This window comes from Lacinutrix sp. MEBiC02404 (assembly GCF_053601575.1).
This window is the reverse complement of record NZ_JBSHNV010000206.1, coordinates 112,402-131,642: the sequence shown is the minus strand read 5'-3', so window position 1 is coordinate 131,642 and position 19,241 is coordinate 112,402. Positions and strand designations below refer to the sequence as shown.

Here is a 19,241-nt window from a genome sequence, read left to right as displayed (position 1 = left end):
ACTATGAGAAATTACTTTGGAGCGTATCCAAAACGGCACAGGATTTAATTTTCCCTACGTAATACTTCTAAAGGCGAACTTCGTAATACGGTTTGAATATTGCTTAATCCAATCCCTAAAACCAATAGTGTAATTCCGGGTAAAAAGACCAAAAACGGAATTACCGATGGTATAAAAGGTTCTTTAAAAACAAATACTGCCAAACATAAACTACTAAGTAACGCTAACAGCAAGCCAACCAAACTCCCAAGTAGCCCTAAAAAGAGATATTCGAAGGCAGAAATTTGTAAGATTTGTTTGTTTTTAGCACCTAATGTTCGCAACAAAACACTCTCTTTAATACGTTGGTATTTACTGGTTCGTACCGAGCCAATCAACACAATAATACCAGTGAAAATACTAAAAAATGCCATAAAATTAATTACCCAAGATACCTTGTCTAATATATTATCTACAACAGTAAATATTTGTCGTAAATCGATTATGGATACATTTGGGAATTTGGAAACTAAATCTTGCTGTAATGCAGCCGAACTTGCATCATCTGGCACATAAGTGGTAAGCACGTTAAACTGTGGTGCTTGCTCTAAAATACCTGAGGGAAATACGATGGAGAAATTGAGCTGTATTTGTGACCAATCTACTTTTCGAATGCTCCCAACAGTCGTTTCCATCAGAACGCCTTGTACGTTAAAAATTACTGGATCACCAACGTTTAGGTTCGCATCAGCCGCTAAATTATCGGAAATGGAAATCACAATAGGTGCATCTAGTTTTACGTTAGGAAGCCACTCGCCTGCTATTAATTCTTCCGAGGCTATCAGGGAATCCCGATACGTAGTTCTAAACTCATGATTTAAAATCCATCCTTTTATTTGTCTTGTGCTATCTTGACGTAAAGTATTCACCAATTGCCCTTTAATGCTTTGCATACGCATGGTAACCAAAGGAATATTACTAAGTACGTTTAAGTTTTTAGTTGTAATACTTTTTGCTAGGGCATCCCGCTGTTCTGGTTGCACATCTAAGATGATAATATTGGCATTTTGCTCCGTCTGCCCTACCTCCGTTTTCGCTAATAAAATGTCCTTAGTAAAATATAGGGTACTAATTAAAAAGGTCCCTAAACCAATGGCTACAACCAAAACGACGGTTTGGTTATTTGGTCGGAATAGATTTAGTAAACTTTGGCGCATCGTAAAACTCCAGTGTTTTGGAAAAAATCGTTTTATGGTTTTTATAAAACCTATAGCCACACCTGCCAACATGGTAAAGGTGAATACCGTAGCAATAATAAAAACCAATGCATACAGTGCATCTTTAATCAACCAAAAGGAAAACAGAAATAGAAATACCAACAAAAGGGCATACACCATAAATCTTACTTTTTGTGGTTCTTGAGATCCATTTTCATCCACACGTAATACTTCTAATGGGGAAACATACCAAGTACGAAGTAATGGCAAGAGCGCAAATAAAACGGACATAAATAGTCCTAAAAGAACTCCAATTAAAATGGGTTGTGCAGTGATTTTAATTTCCAACGCAAAAGGTAAAAAGTCTTTTAACAGATATGGAAATACAGCCTGTAGCCCGATACCTAGCAACGATCCAATAATACCACCAATAATTCCGATACCTGCAATTTGGATAAGGAAAATGAGAAAGCTTTGCAGTCTAGACGCTCCCATACATTTTAAAATTGCTATGGGTTTTAATTTCTCTTTGATATAAATATGTACGGAACTGGCAATACCAATACAACCGAGTAGTAATGCAATAAATGCCGCTAAATTCAAGAATTTACCCACATTATCATAACGTTTACCTAAACGTCGGGTGGTACTCGTATGCGTATCTAAATCGGCATTTTCTAAATCGAGTAATGGTCCTATTTTATCTTCTAAATGTTTTAAGTTTACCGTATCAGAAACTTTATAGAAATATTGGTATTCTTTTCTACTTCCAAACTGAAGCAATTCGGTAGCTTTAATAAAACGGAATGGAATAACTACTGGAGGTGCTACAGAGCTAGATATTGCGGAATTTCCTGGCATGGATGTTAAAGCACCTGCAATAGGCAACGTTAGTTGTCCGATTTTAATAGAATCTCCTGGTTGTATGTTGAATTGCAACATTAAAGTTGCGTCCACTAATGCGCCACCAGATGCTTGATAACTACTTGCAGCACTGGATGGTTCTGTATTTATTTTTCCGTAAAAAGGAAAGCCTCCTTCCATGCCTTGTACCTTCACTAATTTGGTGCCACCATTCTTAGGAAAGGCAATCATAGAGACAAAGTTCACTTCCGAAGCATCCGGTTGTAAGGAATCGATGATGGCTTGTGCGCTTTCGGTTGGTATTTGTTTGGCATCGATAATATAATCGGCACCCATTAAGGTTTTGGATTGGCTTTGGATATTATCCTTTAAATTGGTGCTAAATAACTGGATAGAAACCACCGCTGCTATTCCCAAAATAATAGACGCCATAAATAACAATAAGCGTACTTTACTAGCCTTGGCATCACGCCATGCCATTTTAAACAACCAGCGTACTTGTAAGTTTTTAGTGTTCATATAGATTACAGTGCTGTAGTAGATTGGTTAGTGACTATTTTTCCACCTTTTAGTTTTAAAATCTGTTGTGTTCGGTTTGCTAATTCCAAATCATGTGTGATAATCACTAAAGTAGTTCCATTTTCTTTATTCAATTCGAAAAGTAATTGCACCACCTTTTCACCAGTTTCATCATCCAAATTCCCTGTAGGTTCATCTGCAAACAGAATGGATGGCGCATTTGCAAACGCCCTAGCTAATGCCACACGTTGCTGCTCGCCACCAGATAGTTGCGACGGATAATGATGTACTCTATCTGAAAGTCCTACTTTTTCCAATAAAGCCCTACTTTTTGTAGTAGCATTTTTAGCGCCTTGTAATTCTAAAGGAACACTTACATTTTCAAGAGCTGTTAATGTGGGTAGTAATTGAAAATTCTGAAAAATAAAACCAACTTCCTTATTTCTCAACTGTGCGCGTTGGTCTTCATTTAACGCGCTCAAATCCTGTCCGCATAATTCCACAGTACCTGCATTTGGATAGTCAAGGCCAGCACAAAGGCCTAGTAAGGTTGTTTTTCCGCTTCCCGATGGACCCACAATGGAGAAGGTTTGTCCTTGCTCCACATCAAATGAAATATCGTGTAAAACCGTTAATTCTTTGTTACCACTGGTATAAGTCTTTTCCAAACCAGTAATCTTTAATATCTTTGGCATATAAATTCAAATTAAATATAGACGAATGTCCAAGGGTCAAAATAATCAATTACAGGCATATTTACCAATTCTAAGAGAGTATAAACTCTTAAATTTTTGTTATTTTATTTTAGTGGTTTCCCTCTTTTCTTGTGGAGATACTAAAGCGGACAAAACAACAGCAGTGCAACCAACGGAAACACGGAAGGAAACCGTAGTTACACCTGTAACAAAAAGCAAAACCATTTTGTGTTTTGGAGACAGTATCACTGCAGGTTATGGTCTTGACGATACTAATGATGCATATCCAGCAGTGTTGCAACAGACCATAGATTCTTTACAATTGGACTTTACGGTAATTAACTCTGGTGTTAGTGGCGAAACGAGTGCTGGTGGTAAAAGTCGTATTGATTGGGTGATTAAACAAGCACCTAGTATATTCTTATTAGAATTGGGTGCCAATGATGGTTTACGTGGTGTCCCTTTAACAGAAACCCGAGCCAACTTACAAGCCATTATTGATGTGGTGAAGAATAAAAGTCCGGAAACCGTTATTGTTCTTGGCGGCATGGAATTACCTCCAAACATGGGACAGGCTTATACTACCGAATTTAGACAGTTGTTTGCCGATTTAGCAGAAAAAAATAGCATCGCTTTTATTCCTTTTATTTTGAAGGATGTTGGTGGTATTGCATCTCTGAATCAACAGGATGGAATTCATCCTAATGTTACTGGTCATAAAATAGTTGCAAATACGGTATGGGAAGTACTACAACCTTTGCTATAGTGATGCTATAGATCTGGAAATTACCAGTATTCAAATCCTAAAAAAACCTATTCAAAACAATCGTTTGAATAGGTTTTTTTTATAGATAGATATTTAGAATTCTCATTTCTGGATACGCATTATTCATACTTTGGTTTTTGAAACCATATATCAGATAAAGAAATATTGATGTTTAGTGTATTAATATATTCTTGTATCAGTAAGCTCTCTGTAGTTCCTTTTTTTGCAAGAGAATAGGAAATGTTTAGAAGAGATCTTCTGCCAATAGGTAGACCAATTCCAATAGAAGCTGCGTAGGCATCAATTTTGGTATCCTCCACTTTTAAATATCCCGAATTATAATTTAAGCCCATTCGATAGTCTACACGATCCCAGTATTTTTGACTATTAGGATTTTTAGTATATCCAGCACCAAAGCCAAAAGTATTTTGATCTGTGTACTCTCCAATAGCATCCGACTGATTGGTAGAAGACCAAAAGCTTTTGCTATAATCCGCAGTTAATAGAAAGTTTTTAAACCTAGTGCTATAACCAAAACCAAGTTTGAATGGTAAGTAAAAATCATCTATATTTTCTCCTTCGGTATCTTCTAATAAGGTATAAGCAGAGCCTATATATTTGCTGATTCTCACATCTTTAGTTCCTTTTAAAACGGTTGGAAAATCTAATGTCACCCCAAAATTATGCTTCTCTAAATATTTATATTGTAATCCTAATCCGAACTGCGCACCATGGTAATAATTTTCTTCGGTAATATCCAAATAGCTATCCGTGGTAATGGTCGTTTCCGTTTCCTCTATTTTTCCGAATAAATAGGAAACTTTAGCGCCAACGTTTAGGTTTTTGTTTATTGTTCTTGCGTAGTCTAGTCGTAATTCATTTAATCCTCCAGATCCTTCAATATTGGTTGTAAATGTTTCATTACTTCCTTCAATATTACTTTGTAGCCCTATTACAGAATATCCAACAGTAGTGGCTGGTTTTAATGTTAATCCCATACCATACTTGCCATCTATATTAAATCCTAAAGAAATATTAGTAAAAGTACTGGTTAAATTTTGCTCTTCAGATCCATCGGTAGAAAGATTAATTAATTCTGCAGAACCTCCAAAATCGAATACAAATTCATTTGGTGTTAGGGATGCAAACGAAGCCGAGTTAGAAAGATTAACACCATAACTAGCATCTAGGGCAACTCCTGTTTTACCAAGACCACTATTTCTACCAGTGTTCGCGTTGTTTTCTACTCCTAAACCAAAAAGGGAATATGGGGAACTTGTAAGGTTATTAGATTGTGAATATCCACACTGCCCAAGCATCATGGCCAAAATAATGATGTACTTCAATTTATTCATATACGGCATAGGTTATAATTAATTTTGTATTAAAGTTTGATTTCTGACTGTCGTTAAATATTATTTTATTTATAGTGGAAGTATAATCGTTAGGGATTAGAATTAGAGCATCTTCGGTTTCTGGACTTTCACTTAATTTTTTATCTAAAAATTCTGTAACCGGAACGGTGTATGCTATTTTATTAAACTCCGAACCATCCGAACTAAGCGTCGCAGTAACCACATCTACACTATTCGAAATTTGATCTGCTAAATCATTATTTTGATCTATAGTATATAGTAATAATTCTTCGCTTAATGGCAGAAAAGTAGAATACGAATCTGCATTAGGTTCTATATAAAGTGTTGCTTCGAGAATGGTCCCCGAACTACCAATATTATAAATATCTTTTATGGTAGGAAACTCTATTTTAGTTACATAACCGGTACCTGCTTGATTATAGCTGATATTGTTACTTTCGAGGGAAGAAAGATTATCTTCCTGATCGGTTAAAATTTCTAGAGGTAGTCCGCTAACATCACTTTCTATATGATTAAAATAGGTATCTATGGTCATATCATAAGTTAGTTCTTCACTTTCTAACTCTCCTGGAATACTGTAATAAAAACGCATATACGTTTCTGCGCTAGTTGTTGAAAAACCAATTATAGCAGCGTTTTCATTCGCGTCTGGACGGATTGTAAGACCTTTTAGTTGTTGATAAAAAGATTCATCATCTGTAATTGTATTGTCTCGAATACCATTAAATATGTTTGCCCCAAAATTGTATGGTAACGTTACAAGAAGCGAATCTTTATTAGGAGTTGGCGTGTATGTTTTACGTACCAAAGGAGTTGCTTCATAACCAAATTCTGAAGTGTTATAAAAATAAGAATCATCAGAACTTAATTTATCCGTTAGCTTATATACATTTAAGGAAGCAACTTGCGTCGTATCACTATACGAATAGGTATCATAGCCAAGAATTAATCCAACACTATCTAAAACAGCTTGATTATCTATAGCATAAATATAAGTGCTGAGCTGAAAATATGCAGAACTGTTTATAGTTCCCATATCATCATCTGTATAATGACCAATCAATAATCTATTATTAGTTGATGTTATTATGGAATCAAATTTCATGGTGGATAATGTCACCGAAAAAGTATCCATAGAAAAGACTCGAATGTTGGTATCTGTAAATTCTTCGCCGGCTAAAAGACTAGAATCTTCGGTTTCTGAGGAGCAAGATATTATAGATGCTATAACCGTTATAAAGGTTATGAAAGGTATTACGTGTGCTTTTAATTTAAACATAGGTCTTTAAGTATTTGCACAAATCAACTACCCTTTGCACCTAATAAAAAGTATAATATACGTACAGCTACTATTCATCTACAAATACCATTATTTATACTATAAAAAGCCATAGCCATGTTTGTAGATTAAAAACCTGTGTTTGTCTACAAAAAAAGAGGATAGGTATATTTTATAATTAACCTAAGGAATGGAGGTAGTATGTTAGCACTCGATGAGTAAAAAACCTTTATAATACATGAGTAAAAAAACGTTACATTATTTAAGCTTTAGTTTGATTTCCTTAGCTTCTTATGGACAAGAAGTTTTCACAATAACAGATGTGGAAGATTTGGTAGCTTTTAAATATGAGATATATCCTAGTTTGAATGATGTTCAAATAGAAGAAAAAACTATTGCTATTAATTTCTCATCGTTATTAGACAAACCAAAAATAAACTTTGGTCTAAGCTATACCAATAATAGTATAGATTTTAAAGACCATGATCTGTATAATGATTTTGGTGCATTTGAAGCGTTGCATAGCATGCAGGTGTATGCACAATATAAAAAAAACTTAGTAAAGAATTGGAGTTTAGACCTAACCATAGCTCCTTATTTATCTTCTACATTAAAGGAGAAAATTTCTAGTGATGATTTTGTTTTTAGTTACAAAGCTAACTTTATGAAAAGCTGGGATAACAAAGGACTTCCATCCTATTTAAAGATTGGAGCTGGTTATGGAACCTTATTTGGTAAACCTAATTTTTACCCACTGATTTCTTATGAGAAGCATGTCAATGAAAAATTTAAATATGAAATAGGTATTCCAATTACCGGAGCTTATTATAAATTAAATGACAAGAATAGTTTTGATTTTACGGCACAACCAGAATCTATATACGCGAATAATGCTTCGGGTTTTATTGTAAATAACAATGACGTTTTACACCATTCCAAATTAGAATTCAAAGCGGTGAAATTAGCTCTTGGATATAAATTGCATCTAGATGAAAATTGGACAACAAATTTTAACGTGGGCTATTTAACCAATAGTGAACTTACCATAGATAATAACGACAATAAAATATATGATTTTGATGCTAACGAATCCTTATCATTAAACGTAGGAATTAGTTTTAATTTAAATAAAAAAGTGAAATGAAAAAAATGATTAACAAAACAAGCTTGAAATTTGTGTATTTGGGTGCTATACTTGCGCTATTTAGTAGTTGTAGTAATGACGACGACGATGATGACAATGTTGGTAATTGGGTTAAAAAATCGACTTTTAACGAAGATGCTAGAAGTAGCGCCGCAGCGTTTACTATAGGAAACATGGGTTACATGGGAACCGGCTATGATGGGGACGATTATTATAAAGATTTTTGGAGCTATAACATGGATACGAATTCTTGGCAACAATTATCCGATTTCCCTGGTATCGAGCGAAGTTCTGCCACATCGCTAGTGATTAATAATGAAGGCTATATAGGAACAGGTTATAACGGAGATTCTAACGAAGAATTATCCGATTTCTACAAGTATAATGCGAATACTAATGTATGGTCACAAATTGCAGATTTTGGAGGTTCTCCACGTTATGGTGCAGTAGGATTTAGTTCAGATAGCTATGGATACGTAGGTACTGGTTATGATGGAAGTGATAAAAAAGATTTTTGGAAATACGATCCAATAGCAGATACTTGGCAAGAAAATTTTGGTTTTGGAGGAGATAAAAGAAGAGATGCGGTTACATTTACAATTGGGAATGATGCCTATTTAGCTACCGGAATTAGTAATGGTGTGTATGAAGAAGATTTTTGGGTTTTTAACTTAGATACAGAAACTTGGACAGAGTTAGAAGATCTAGACGATGATGACGATGACGACGATGATTATGATATCACTAGATCTAGTGCTGTAGCATTTACTATTGGTGGTAAAGGATATATTGCTTGCGGTGAATATGTAACTAGCATAAGTACAGTATATGAGTTTAATCCTTCAAACCAAAATTGGGAAGAAAAAACAGATTTTGAACTTTACGCAAGAAGAGATGCTATCTCCTTTACTAATGATGAACGGGCATTTGTAGCGCTAGGTAGAAATGGTACCTTATATCTAGATGATAATATGGAGTTTTTCCCAAATCAGGAACAAGATGATGATGATAATTAATAAATAACAAACGAAGAGTCAGGGTACGAATAGAATCCTATTTTACTTCTGACTCTTTTTTAAATTCAAATGTTATGAAAAATATTTACAAATACATTGCAATATTTTTAACCGTTTCCATGATTACCATGCTGTTTTTTTATTTTCCATCGGAATACAACGAAACAAACATCGTGAAAGCGTCTCCGTATTCTTTAAAGGTGGTGGCAAAAGATAGCTTCTTTATTTATGAGGTGTATAACAATGATAATTTGTACATCCGACAAGAATATATTCCGGCAGCAAAAGGAAAACAGATTTTTAAAACTAAAGAAGATGCCGAAAAAATAGGAAAAATGGTTGTGACTAAACTTTCAAAAAACATGCTTCCCGGAATAACTATTGTCGAATTAACAAATAATAATATTAAATTCGATAAAATTTAATTCATCTGTAATAATAGAAACTTGAAAATAAAAATATCTTATAAAGAATTTATAGTACACCTACTCGTATGGTTATGCATTAGTATATTTCCGTTGTTCACTGCGTACATGGATTTAGGCAAAATTCCTTCCGGAATGTATTTTAGAGCAGCCATGCATCCCATGGTTTTCTATGCCAATTATTTAGTTTTTGTTCCTTATTTATTACTGAAACGGAAACTACTACTTTACATTTTAGTTGCTATAGTTTTTTTAGTGCTGTTTAATTATATCACAGAAAATTTGATTTTTGACCACTTGGTAAAAGTTAATGATTTTAGAGATATGCCGCGACCAGGAAATAAACGAAGAGGTCTATTTGGTATGCGACATGCGGTACCTATTGTATTCTCTTTGTCTATTTTTCTATTAGGTGGTATTTTTAGCTTAGTTATGGATTTCTACAAAAGAGATCGATTATCTAAAGAGCTAGAAAACAATCAAAAAGATATCAAATTACAGTTCTTAAGAAATCAATTAAACCCGCATTTTTTATTCAATTCTTTAAATAGTATTTACTCCTTAGTCCGAAGTAAATCCGATGACGCACCAGAAGCAGTAATTACTTTATCCGAATTAATGCGCTATATGCTTTACGAAGTGAAAGATGAACAAGTACCATTAGAAAAGGAAATAAATTATATCCAAAATTATATTGCGCTTCAAAGATTACGACTTAAAAATAGTGAAGCTGTTAAAGTTAACATAAACGGGAATACAAAAAACTTAAAAATCTTTCCTTTGTTGTTAATTCCTTTCATTGAAAATGCCTTTAAATACGGAACAGATTATGAAGGGAATACGCATATCAATATTAAAATTGTAGTCGACAATAATACATTGAACTTTACGGTAGAAAATATTGTAGGATTATATAAACGAGATAAAAAGAATTCCGGTGTTGGATTACCCAATATAGAAAATCAACTCCAGTATTTATATAAGAATAATCACGAATTAAAGATAGAACAAGATAAAACCCATTACAGAGCCTTTTTAACCTTAAATTTAAATAATAATGAAATGCATAATAATTGATGACGAGCCTTTGGCGATTGATATTATTGAATCATACTGTCAAGCGATAGGTGGTATTGAGGTGATTTGCACATTTACAAATGCTATTAAAGCTTTAGATTTTATAAACAATAATACTATTGATTTGGTTTTTTCAGATATTGAAATGCCTAATATTTCTGGAATAGAGCTGATAAAATCATTAGAAGGAAAAGTGCCGTACTTTATTTTTACAACAGCATATCCCGAATATGCTTTAGAAGGTTTTGATTTAAATGCAGTCGATTATCTAGTAAAACCGATTCCATTTCCTCGTTTTATAAAAGCAGTGAATAGAGTAAAAGAAATGATTCGACTAAATGATAGCAATACTTCCTTTAATTTTTCGTCTGCAGGTGGCGAAATTGCATCGCATGAAGACAACTTTATTTTTGTAAAATCAGAATACGAAAATTTAAAAATCGATATGCACGCAATAAAGCACATTCAAGGTTTAAAGGATTATTTAAAAATTCATTCCGAAGATGCCAAACCAATATTAACCCTAATGAGCTTTAGAGAAATCCAGTCCAAACTCCCGGAAAGTACCTTCATAAGAGTACATAGATCGTATATTGTTAATGTCAATAAAATAACATCTATACAAAAAAATAGAATTGTAATTAAAGACGAAAGAATTCCTATTGGCGAAAGCTATAAGTCTATGGTCTATAGTCGATTAAATATTTAATTTATAGCTTATAAAAAAAAGTAAATTAAAAGGAGAATACGCTTCGCTCCTAGTATTTTTACTCCTTTATGCTGAAATTTTTACCGTTTAAAACGATGCTTTTTGTGCGCTTTAAAACGTATAAGTTGTTAGTATTCTGATGCTTCACTCCTATTTCATTATTACTTGGTTATTTTTTTATTAAAAACGTATCTTACCAAAAGATATTCGTTCCAAGTAAAAATTAAAAAGAAATGACCAAGTTTACACATATTTTTGAACCATTAGATTTAGGATTTACAACGCTTAAAAACCGAATTCTAATGGGTTCCATGCATACCGGTTTAGAAGAGAAGAAAAATGGCTTAGAAAAAATAGCAGCTTATTATGCCGAACGTGCAAAAGGAGGCGTAGGACTAATTGTTTCTGGTGGAATTGCCCCAAACGTACAAGGTTGGACAGGTCCTTTTTCTGCGCGAATGAGTACTAAAAAACATGCCAAACATCACAAAGTGATTACAGATGCCGTACATAAGGAAGGCGGAAAAATATGTATGCAAATTTTACATGCTGGACGTTATGGTTATCATCCATTTGTGGTTGCGCCTTCGGCTTTAAAATCACCGATATCTCCTTTTAAACCTTTTAAACTGAAAAAATCCGGTATCCAACGTACTATTCGGGATTTTGTAAACTCCGCTAAACTAGCAAAATTAGCCGGTTATGATGGGGTGGAAATTATGGGATCAGAAGGTTATTTAATTAACCAATTTATTGCCGAAAGAACCAACAAGCGTACCGATGATTATGGAGGAAGTTATGCCAATAGAATGCGCTTGCCAATAGCATTAGTAAAACAAACTCGGGAAGCTGTTGGTAAAGAATTTATTATAATCTATCGTTTGTCCATGCTAGATTTAGTCGAGAAAGGAAGTACTTGGGAAGAAGTCGTTACCTTAGGTAAAGAAATTGAAAAAGCCGGAGCTACCATTATAAATACAGGAATTGGTTGGCATGAAGCACGAATTCCAACTATTGCTACATCGGTACCAAGAGCTGCATTTACTTGGGTAACCAAAAGAATGAAAGCAGAACTTTCTATTCCGTTAATTACTTCCAATAGAATAAATATGCCAGAAACCGCGGAAAAAATATTGGCAGAAGGACATGCCGATATGGTCTCGATGGCAAGACCGTTTTTAGCGGATCCAGAATGGGTAAATAAAGCGAAAGCGAATAAATCGGACGAAATAAATACGTGTATTGGTTGTAATCAAGCATGTTTAGATCACGTTTTTGAACAAAAAGTAGCAAGCTGTTTGGTGAATCCTAGAGCATGTCATGAAACGGAACTGAATTATCTTCCAACAGAAAAAAAGAAAAAAATAGCCGTGGTTGGTGCTGGTCCTGCTGGTTTGGCAGCTTCTACTATTGCTGCGCAACGCGGACATACAGTTACTCTTTTTGATGCCGATAAAGAGATTGGTGGTCAATTCAATCTAGCAAAGCAAATTCCAGGGAAAGAAGAGTTTTATGAAACCATTCGCTATTTTAAAAAACAATTAGAATTGCATCAGGTAACCGTGAAATTAAATACACGAGTAACTGCTCAAGATTTAAAAAATGGCAATTTTGATGAAGTAATATTAGCTACCGGAATTAAACCTAGAAACCCCAATATTGTAGGAATCGATCATCCTAAAGTTTTAAATTATTTAGATGTTTTAAAGTTTAAAAAACCTGTGGGTAAACGTGTTGCCGTTATTGGAGCTGGAGGTATTGGTTTTGATGTTTCCGAATTTTTAGCACACGAAGGGGAAAGTACTTCCTTAAATATTGATGCTTGGTTAAAAGAATGGGGAATTGATAAAACCATGGAGGCTCGTAGTGGAACGGAAGGCGTAAAAGCAGAAGTGCATCCTTCGCCTAGAGAAATTTTTATGTTTAAGCGTAGCAAAGGAAAATTTGGTGGTAATTTGGGTAAAACCACAGGTTGGATTCATCGTTCTACATTGAAAAAGAAAAAAGTGCAATTTATCAATGAAGTACAGTACACCAAAATTGATGATGAAGGTTTGCATTATGTTCAAAATAAAGAGCAAAAAGTACTGGCAGTAGATTCCATTATTATTTGTGCTGGCCAATTACCTTTTAAAGTATTATTGGAACCTTTAGAAGCATTAGGTGTAAAAGTACATGTGATTGGAGGTGCAGATGTTGCCGCAGAATTGGATGCAAAACGCGCCATAAACCAAGCTTGTAGATTAGCAGCTATTCTTTAACCAAGATAGATAAAACGAGTTAATACGCCTAAGGATACTAATTCTTTTGAGAAGCAAATATGGAAAAATTCTCGTGTTTATAGTTCTATTATTTCTTTAAAGGTTTATAATAATAATAATAATATATTATAGATTGTATGAGCCATTAAGCTCAAGTTACTAAACACCTCTCTTTTTACTCTTTTTATTTATCGGTATTCCGTGATTTTTGTGTTTCGCCTATAAAAATTAACGGTATATCGATATTATCTATTGAGCTAAATATAACATTGAGAAAAATAAAGCTCTAAAAATAAGGGGTTTAAATCCTTTTTGCCGTAGTCAAACCTCTTTTGGCACTTATATTGCGAAGTGTTTTATAGGATAGCTTAATGGAGATCGAAAAAATAATCCTTCTTAATTAAATATTAATAGAGAATAGTAAACTTGTACTAATAACTAAACCCCAAAAAAACCTTCCTTTTGAAAAAAATTACAAAAAATTTATTGCTACTTATTAGCTTTACCCTTTTTACTTCGATTAATAATAATATTATAGCACAGGTAGGTATAGGAACATTAACGCCAGATGGTTCCTCTATGCTGGATGTAAAGTCCACAGATAAAGGAATGTTAACACCAAGAATGACTACCGCTCAAAAAGCAGCGATATCCAGTCCTGTGCAAGGGCTCTTGGTTTTTGATACCGATTTAAATGGGTTTTACTTCTTTGATGGAGCGAGTTGGGTAAGCCTTAGTACCGCAAGTGGCAGTAGTGGTGATTATACCGGATGGGGAGATTATGTAGATGGAACATATACTTCTGCAAGTCCTTTAACACTAACAGCGTACTCTAAAGTGACTTTGCCTAATGATGCAAGTACTATTAGAGATAGTCAAAAACCTATGGATGTAACAGCATTTTATGATCCTACTACTTCTACTATAACAGGAAGAAATGGAGATGGTTTAAATGTACTAATAGAATTTAAAGTAAACCCTACAGCTAATAAAACAACAAAAATAACAGTAGCAATCGATATTGGAGGTGCTGTTGGAGAAATATATACAAGAGACTTTATTACGTCAAAAGGGGTTGGAGTAGAACATTATTATTTGAGTTCTTTTAATGCATACACATTAGCTACTTGGGAGTTAAACGGTGGAACAGTTAAAATAGAATCCGATTATGCCGCAGAGATTTATGACATCCGATATATATTAACAAGAACCCATAAAGCAAGATAATTTCAAAACATCGTCTTATTTGAAAAAACGATGTACAATAAAAATAAGTTACCATAAGAATAGTTCCCTACGAATAATATTTTTATTAAAAAATTTAGTTTGGATTGATTAATAGCAAAGTTTAAGTAAAATCAAACTATTTTAAAGCATCTCTTTTTGTATTGAAAAGGGGTGTTTTTTTTATTTTGAAAAGAACGGATAAGAATTTACCAGTAATAAAGTAAAGTCGGTTAATCCAAATGAAATAATTTTAAAATTCTGTTAAACAAAATTCAGGGTAGTTAAAATGTTGTAACTTTGTAATTCATATGAAGCAAATATTCCATAAAATAATGTCTTTTGCAATGGCTTTTGTAGTGTTATTCTCTACAATGTCATTCAGTGTAAGCATGCATTATTGTGGTGATAATTTAGTGGAAACTGCTATTTTTAATAAAGCAAAAGGTTGCGGAATGAAAATGGAGAAGCCCGCTACAGATGGTTGTTCCATCACTAAAAAAAAATGCTGTAATGACGAACAGTTACTTGTAGATGGTCAAGACCAACTACAAATTCAATTCGATACTATCTCTTTAGAACAGCAAGTATTTATAGCTTCATTTGTATATACATATAGCCACCTTTTTGAAGGTGTAGACAGCAATGTATCTGCGTATAAAGCATATGAACCACCACTCGTCAGCAAGGAAATCTTCAAGCTAGACGAGACTTATTTAATTTGATTTTTAAACAATAGACTGTATTATCCAATGATTTATTTCATTAGGATGATTTCTTGTATTCGGTGTTTTCCTATTTGGGATAACATCCCTTTCTAACTGTTTAATAATCAAAATTCATGCTAAATAAAAGCATTAAATTCTTAATAGAGAATAAACTCGTAGCCGTTTTATTACTCGTCCTTTTTATAGGTTGGGGAACTGTAAATGCCCCTTTTAATTGGGAAACTGGCTTTTTGCCAAGTGATCCAGTAGCTGTAGATGCTATTCCCGATATTGGGGAAAACCAACAAATCGTTTTTACAAAATGGGAAGGGCGTTCGCCACAAGATATCGAAGACCAAATTACTTATCCACTAACCACTTCCCTACTCGGTATTCCTGGTGTTAAAACCATTCGTAGTTCTTCTATGTTTGGGTTTTCCAGTATCTATATTATTTTTGAGGAAGACATCGAATTTTACTGGAGCCGAAGTCGCATTTTAGAAAAATTAAACTCCCTACCAAATAATGTATTACCAGAAGGTATTAATCCTGCTTTAGGTCCAGATGCTACCGGTTTAGGTCAAGTATATTGGTACACCTTAGAAGGTCGCGATGAAAACGGAAAAGTAACTGGTGGTTGGGATTTACAAGAGTTACGAAGCATTCAAGATTACTACGTAAAATACGCGTTGTCTTCTGCAAGTGGTGTTTCCGAAGTAGCTTCTATTGGTGGTTATGTGCAAGAATATCAAATAGATGTGAACCCAGAGTTAATGCGTCAATACAATATTGGTTTAAACCAAGTGGTAAAGGCCGTTAAAAGTAGTAATCAAGATATTGGTGCACAAACGTTAGAAATCAATCAAGCCGAATATTTAGTCCGTGGTTTAGGCTATGTAAAATCGGTTGCAGATATTGAAAATGCCGTAGTAACTTCCGAAGCATACACAGCCATTAAGATTAAAGACATTGCTAAAGTATCTTTAGGTCCTGCTGCTCGTCGTGGTTTATTAGATAAAGAAGGTGCCGAAGTTGTTGGTGGTGTTGTAGTTGCTAGATATGGTGCCAATCCAATGGAAGTAATTACCAATGTAAAAGCGAAAATAGAAGAGCTAAAAGGTGGTTTGCCTACTAAAGTTTTAGCAGATGGAAGAACTTCACAACTAACAGTGGTTCCTTTTTATGATCGTTCCGAACTTATTGTAGAAACCTTAGACACACTTAGTGAAGCATTAACGCTAGAAATATTAATTACCATTTTGGTGATTATAGTCATGGTGTTTAATTTAAGAGCATCCCTTTTAATTTCCGGGTTATTACCAGTTGCGATTTTAATGGTTTTTGTAACGATGAAACTATTTCATGTCGATGCAAATATTGTAGCACTTTCAGGTATTGCCATCGCCATAGGAACTATGGTCGATGTTGGCGTCATACTTGCTGAAAATATGATTCGCCATCTCGATGAGCAAAAATTAAGATTTCGTGAAGATGGTACCGCGTATACTATTAACGAAATTGTTTATAACGCTACTGCGGAAGTATCTGGTGCAATTTTAACAGCCGTTTTAACTACCATAATAAGTTTTGTACCTGTTTTTACAATGATTGGTGCCGAAGGAAAACTATTTAGACCTTTAGCATTTACAAAAACTATGGCTTTATCGGCATCCTTGGTAATTGCTTTATTTATAATTCCGCCATTAGCCGCTTTTTTATTCCGTAAAACAGTACTTAAAAACACCTTTAGATATTTCTTAAATGCCGCAATAATAGTTGCCGGAATTGTAGTAATCCTATCTGGTTATTGGTTAGGAAGCATTTTAATTGCTTTCGGAATTACAGGTTTACTCATTGTTTTGGGTAAAATAGATGCTAAAAAAGGAAACTTGATTAACATCATTATTTCTTCCGCAGCCATTGTATTTCTACTTGCCGAATATTGGAGACCCTTAGGTTTTGACCGTAGTATTCTAATCAATTTAGTTTTTGTGGCTATTATTTGCTTCGGAATTTTAGGAATCTTCTCCGTTTTAAGAATCTATTACGGAAGCATTTTAAAATGGGCTTTGGCAAACAAAATGCTATTTCTAATTATTCCTGCTACCGTTCTTATTTCTGGAGTTTGGATTATGAACAACACAGGAAAAGAATTCATGCCTTCCTTAAATGAGGGATCTTTTCTATTAATGCCTACTTCGCTACCGCATGCTGGTGTGGAAGAAAATAAAAGGGTATTGCAGCAACTAGATATGGCAGTTGCTACCATTCCAGAAATTGAAATGGTAGTAGGAAAAGCTGGTAGAACAGAATCTGCGTTAGATCCTGCGCCTTTATCGATGTACGAAAATATGATTCAGTATAAATCCGAATATATGCGTAATGCCGAAGGAAAAAGGCAACGTTATAAAGTGAATGGCGATGGCTTGTTTATATTGAAAAACGGACAATTGGCGACTGATGGTAGTGAAAGACTAAATAGAATGTCAGATCGAGTATCACGAGGTACGAGTGATGTATCGAGATCCTATACTTCTCGAAATAATTCGGATGAAAAATCAGAATCACTCGAAGTGACAACCACAGTTTCAAATTCCCAGCTAATCGAAGATAACGATGGTGAATTCTACCGTAACTGGCGATCAAAAATTAAGAACCCAGACGATATATGGAAAGAAATAATAAAAGTCACCAAATTACCAGGTGTTACTTCTGCTCCAAAATTACAACCTATTGAAACTAGATTGGTAATGTTACAAACAGGAATGCGGGCTCCAATGGGAATAAAAGTAAAAGGACAAGATTTAAAACAAATCGAAGCTTTCGGGTTGGAATTGGAAAACCTTTTAAAACAAGCAGAAGGTGTTAAAGTCGAAGCCGTTTTTGCCGATAGAATTGTTGGTAAACCGTATTTGCTAATTGATATCGATAGAGAAAAAATTGCACGTTACGGAATTTCTATTGAAGATGTGCAAAGTGTACTGAAAGTGGCTATTGGAGGAATGGCACTAACCCAAACCGTGGAAGGGCGAGAGCGTTATGCCGTTCGTGTTCGATATCCCAGAGAATTGCGTGGTAATCCAGAAGATATAAAAGACATATATATTCCTGTAGAAAAAGGAAGTCCGGTGCCACTAAGCGAATTAGCAACAATTCGGTATGAGCAAGGTCCGCAAGTGATTAAAAGTGAAGATACTTTTTTAGTCGGTTATGTATTGTTTGATAAAATCGATGGTTTTGCAGAAGTGAATGTGGTAGAAAATGCACAAGCATTGTTTCAACAAAAAATAGATTCTGGAGAGTTAATTGTACCTAAAGGAATCAGTTATAAATTCACAGGAACGTATGAAAATCAGTTACGTGCGGAAAAAACACTTGCTGTTGTTGTTCCGTTGGCATTAGCAATCATCCTTCTAATTCTTTATTTTCAATTTAAATCGGTAACCACTTCGTTAATGGTATTTACCGGAATTGCAGTTGCATTTGCTGGAGGTTTTATTATGATTTGGTTATACGGACAAGATTGGTTTTTTAATTTCAACCTTTTTGGTGAGAATATGAGAGACCTTTTCAATATGAAAACCATCAATTTAAGTGTCGCGGTTTGGGTCGGTTTTATAGCATTATTCGGAATTGCTACCGATGACGGCGTGGTGATGGCCACGTACCTCACACAAACTTTTGATCGTGAAAAACCAACGGATAAAAGGAGTATTAGAGCTTCCGCTTTAGAAGCTGCCAAAAAACGTATTCGTCCATGTTTAATGACCACAGTAACGACTATTCTTGCATTGCTACCTGTATTAACTTCTACAGGAAAAGGAAGTGATATTATGATTCCGATGGCTATTCCAATATTTGGAGGAATGGTAATTGACGTTACCTCCTACTTTATCGTTCCCGTTCTATATAGCTGGAGAGAGGAAATGAAGTTAAAAAGTGAAAAGAGAAAAGTGAAAAGAGAAAAACTAAAAGTTTAAAAT

At 34.4% G+C, this 19,241-nt stretch carries 14 protein-coding genes; 10 read left to right on the top strand and 4 right to left on the bottom strand.

Annotation, left to right across the window (positions count from 1 at the left end):
* Nucleotides 1-44: 44 nt before the first annotated feature.
* On the bottom strand, nt 45-2,540 hold the full coding sequence (locus ACVCXO_RS12855) for an ABC transporter permease (RefSeq protein WP_452230183.1): 2,496 nt from the start codon (nt 2,538-2,540) through the stop codon (nt 45-47).
* Between the two features lie 44 nt (nt 2,541-2,584).
* Entirely contained in the window at nt 2,585-3,274 is a 690-nt protein-coding gene (locus tag ACVCXO_RS12850) for an ABC transporter ATP-binding protein (protein ID WP_452229993.1), read from the bottom strand.
* Between the two features lie 25 nt (nt 3,275-3,299).
* Here ACVCXO_RS12850 and ACVCXO_RS12845 point away from each other — a divergent pair, with 25 nt between their 5' ends.
* Nucleotides 3,300-4,040: an arylesterase gene (locus ACVCXO_RS12845; protein WP_452229992.1), complete on the top strand. Its 741-nt coding sequence runs from the start codon at nt 3,300-3,302 to the stop codon at nt 4,038-4,040.
* A 119-nt stretch (nt 4,041-4,159) separates the two neighbouring features.
* Here ACVCXO_RS12845 and ACVCXO_RS12840 read toward each other — a convergent pair whose 3' ends face one another.
* Together ACVCXO_RS12840 and ACVCXO_RS12835 are read right to left on the bottom strand one after the other, a co-directional pair.
* A complete protein-coding gene (locus ACVCXO_RS12840; RefSeq protein ID WP_452229991.1) occupies nt 4,160-5,395 on the bottom strand; it encodes a hypothetical protein in 1,236 nt (411 codons plus the stop codon).
* Nucleotides 5,388-6,695, bottom strand: a complete 1,308-nt coding sequence (locus ACVCXO_RS12835) for a DUF4270 family protein (RefSeq protein ID WP_452229990.1) — start codon at nt 6,693-6,695, stop codon at nt 5,388-5,390. Before ACVCXO_RS12835 ends, ACVCXO_RS12840 begins: the two co-directional genes overlap by 8 nt.
* Nucleotides 6,696-6,933: 238 nt before the next feature.
* Between ACVCXO_RS12835 and ACVCXO_RS12830 the strand changes: the two genes are divergently transcribed.
* The 9 genes from ACVCXO_RS12830 (at nt 6,934) to ACVCXO_RS12790 (ending at nt 19,238) form a co-directional block, all read left to right on the top strand.
* Nucleotides 6,934-7,839, top strand: coding sequence for a hypothetical protein (locus tag ACVCXO_RS12830; protein WP_452229989.1), 906 nt, complete (start codon nt 6,934-6,936; stop codon nt 7,837-7,839).
* Nucleotides 7,836-8,855 (top strand): Kelch repeat-containing protein, encoded by a 1,020-nt coding sequence (locus ACVCXO_RS12825; RefSeq protein WP_452229988.1) that lies wholly within the window; start codon nt 7,836-7,838, stop codon nt 8,853-8,855. Before ACVCXO_RS12830 ends, ACVCXO_RS12825 begins: the two co-directional genes overlap by 4 nt.
* A 74-nt stretch (nt 8,856-8,929) precedes the next feature.
* The gene (locus ACVCXO_RS12820; RefSeq protein WP_452229987.1) at nt 8,930-9,280 is read left to right on the top strand and encodes a DUF4907 domain-containing protein; all 351 of its coding nucleotides are present in this window, start codon (nt 8,930-8,932) and stop codon (nt 9,278-9,280) included.
* A 108-nt stretch (nt 9,281-9,388) separates the two neighbouring features.
* Nucleotides 9,389-10,357: a sensor histidine kinase gene (locus tag ACVCXO_RS12815; RefSeq protein WP_452229986.1), complete on the top strand. Its 969-nt coding sequence runs from the start codon at nt 9,389-9,391 to the stop codon at nt 10,355-10,357.
* Nucleotides 10,338-11,066: a LytR/AlgR family response regulator transcription factor gene (locus ACVCXO_RS12810; protein ID WP_452229985.1), complete on the top strand. Its 729-nt coding sequence runs from the start codon at nt 10,338-10,340 to the stop codon at nt 11,064-11,066. Before ACVCXO_RS12815 ends, ACVCXO_RS12810 begins: the two co-directional genes overlap by 20 nt.
* A gap of 233 nt (nt 11,067-11,299) precedes the next feature.
* Entirely contained in the window at nt 11,300-13,327 is a 2,028-nt protein-coding gene (locus ACVCXO_RS12805) for an oxidoreductase (RefSeq protein ID WP_452229984.1), read from the top strand.
* A 462-nt stretch (nt 13,328-13,789) separates the two neighbouring features.
* Nucleotides 13,790-14,554 (top strand): hypothetical protein, encoded by a 765-nt coding sequence (locus ACVCXO_RS12800; protein WP_452229983.1) that lies wholly within the window; start codon nt 13,790-13,792, stop codon nt 14,552-14,554.
* A gap of 308 nt (nt 14,555-14,862) precedes the next feature.
* Entirely contained in the window at nt 14,863-15,276 is a 414-nt protein-coding gene (locus ACVCXO_RS12795; protein WP_452229982.1) for an HYC_CC_PP family protein, read from the top strand.
* Nucleotides 15,277-15,392: 116 nt separating this feature from the next.
* On the top strand, nt 15,393-19,238 hold the full coding sequence (locus tag ACVCXO_RS12790; protein ID WP_452229981.1) for an efflux RND transporter permease subunit: 3,846 nt from the start codon (nt 15,393-15,395) through the stop codon (nt 19,236-19,238).
* Nucleotides 19,239-19,241: the final 3 nt, after the last annotated feature.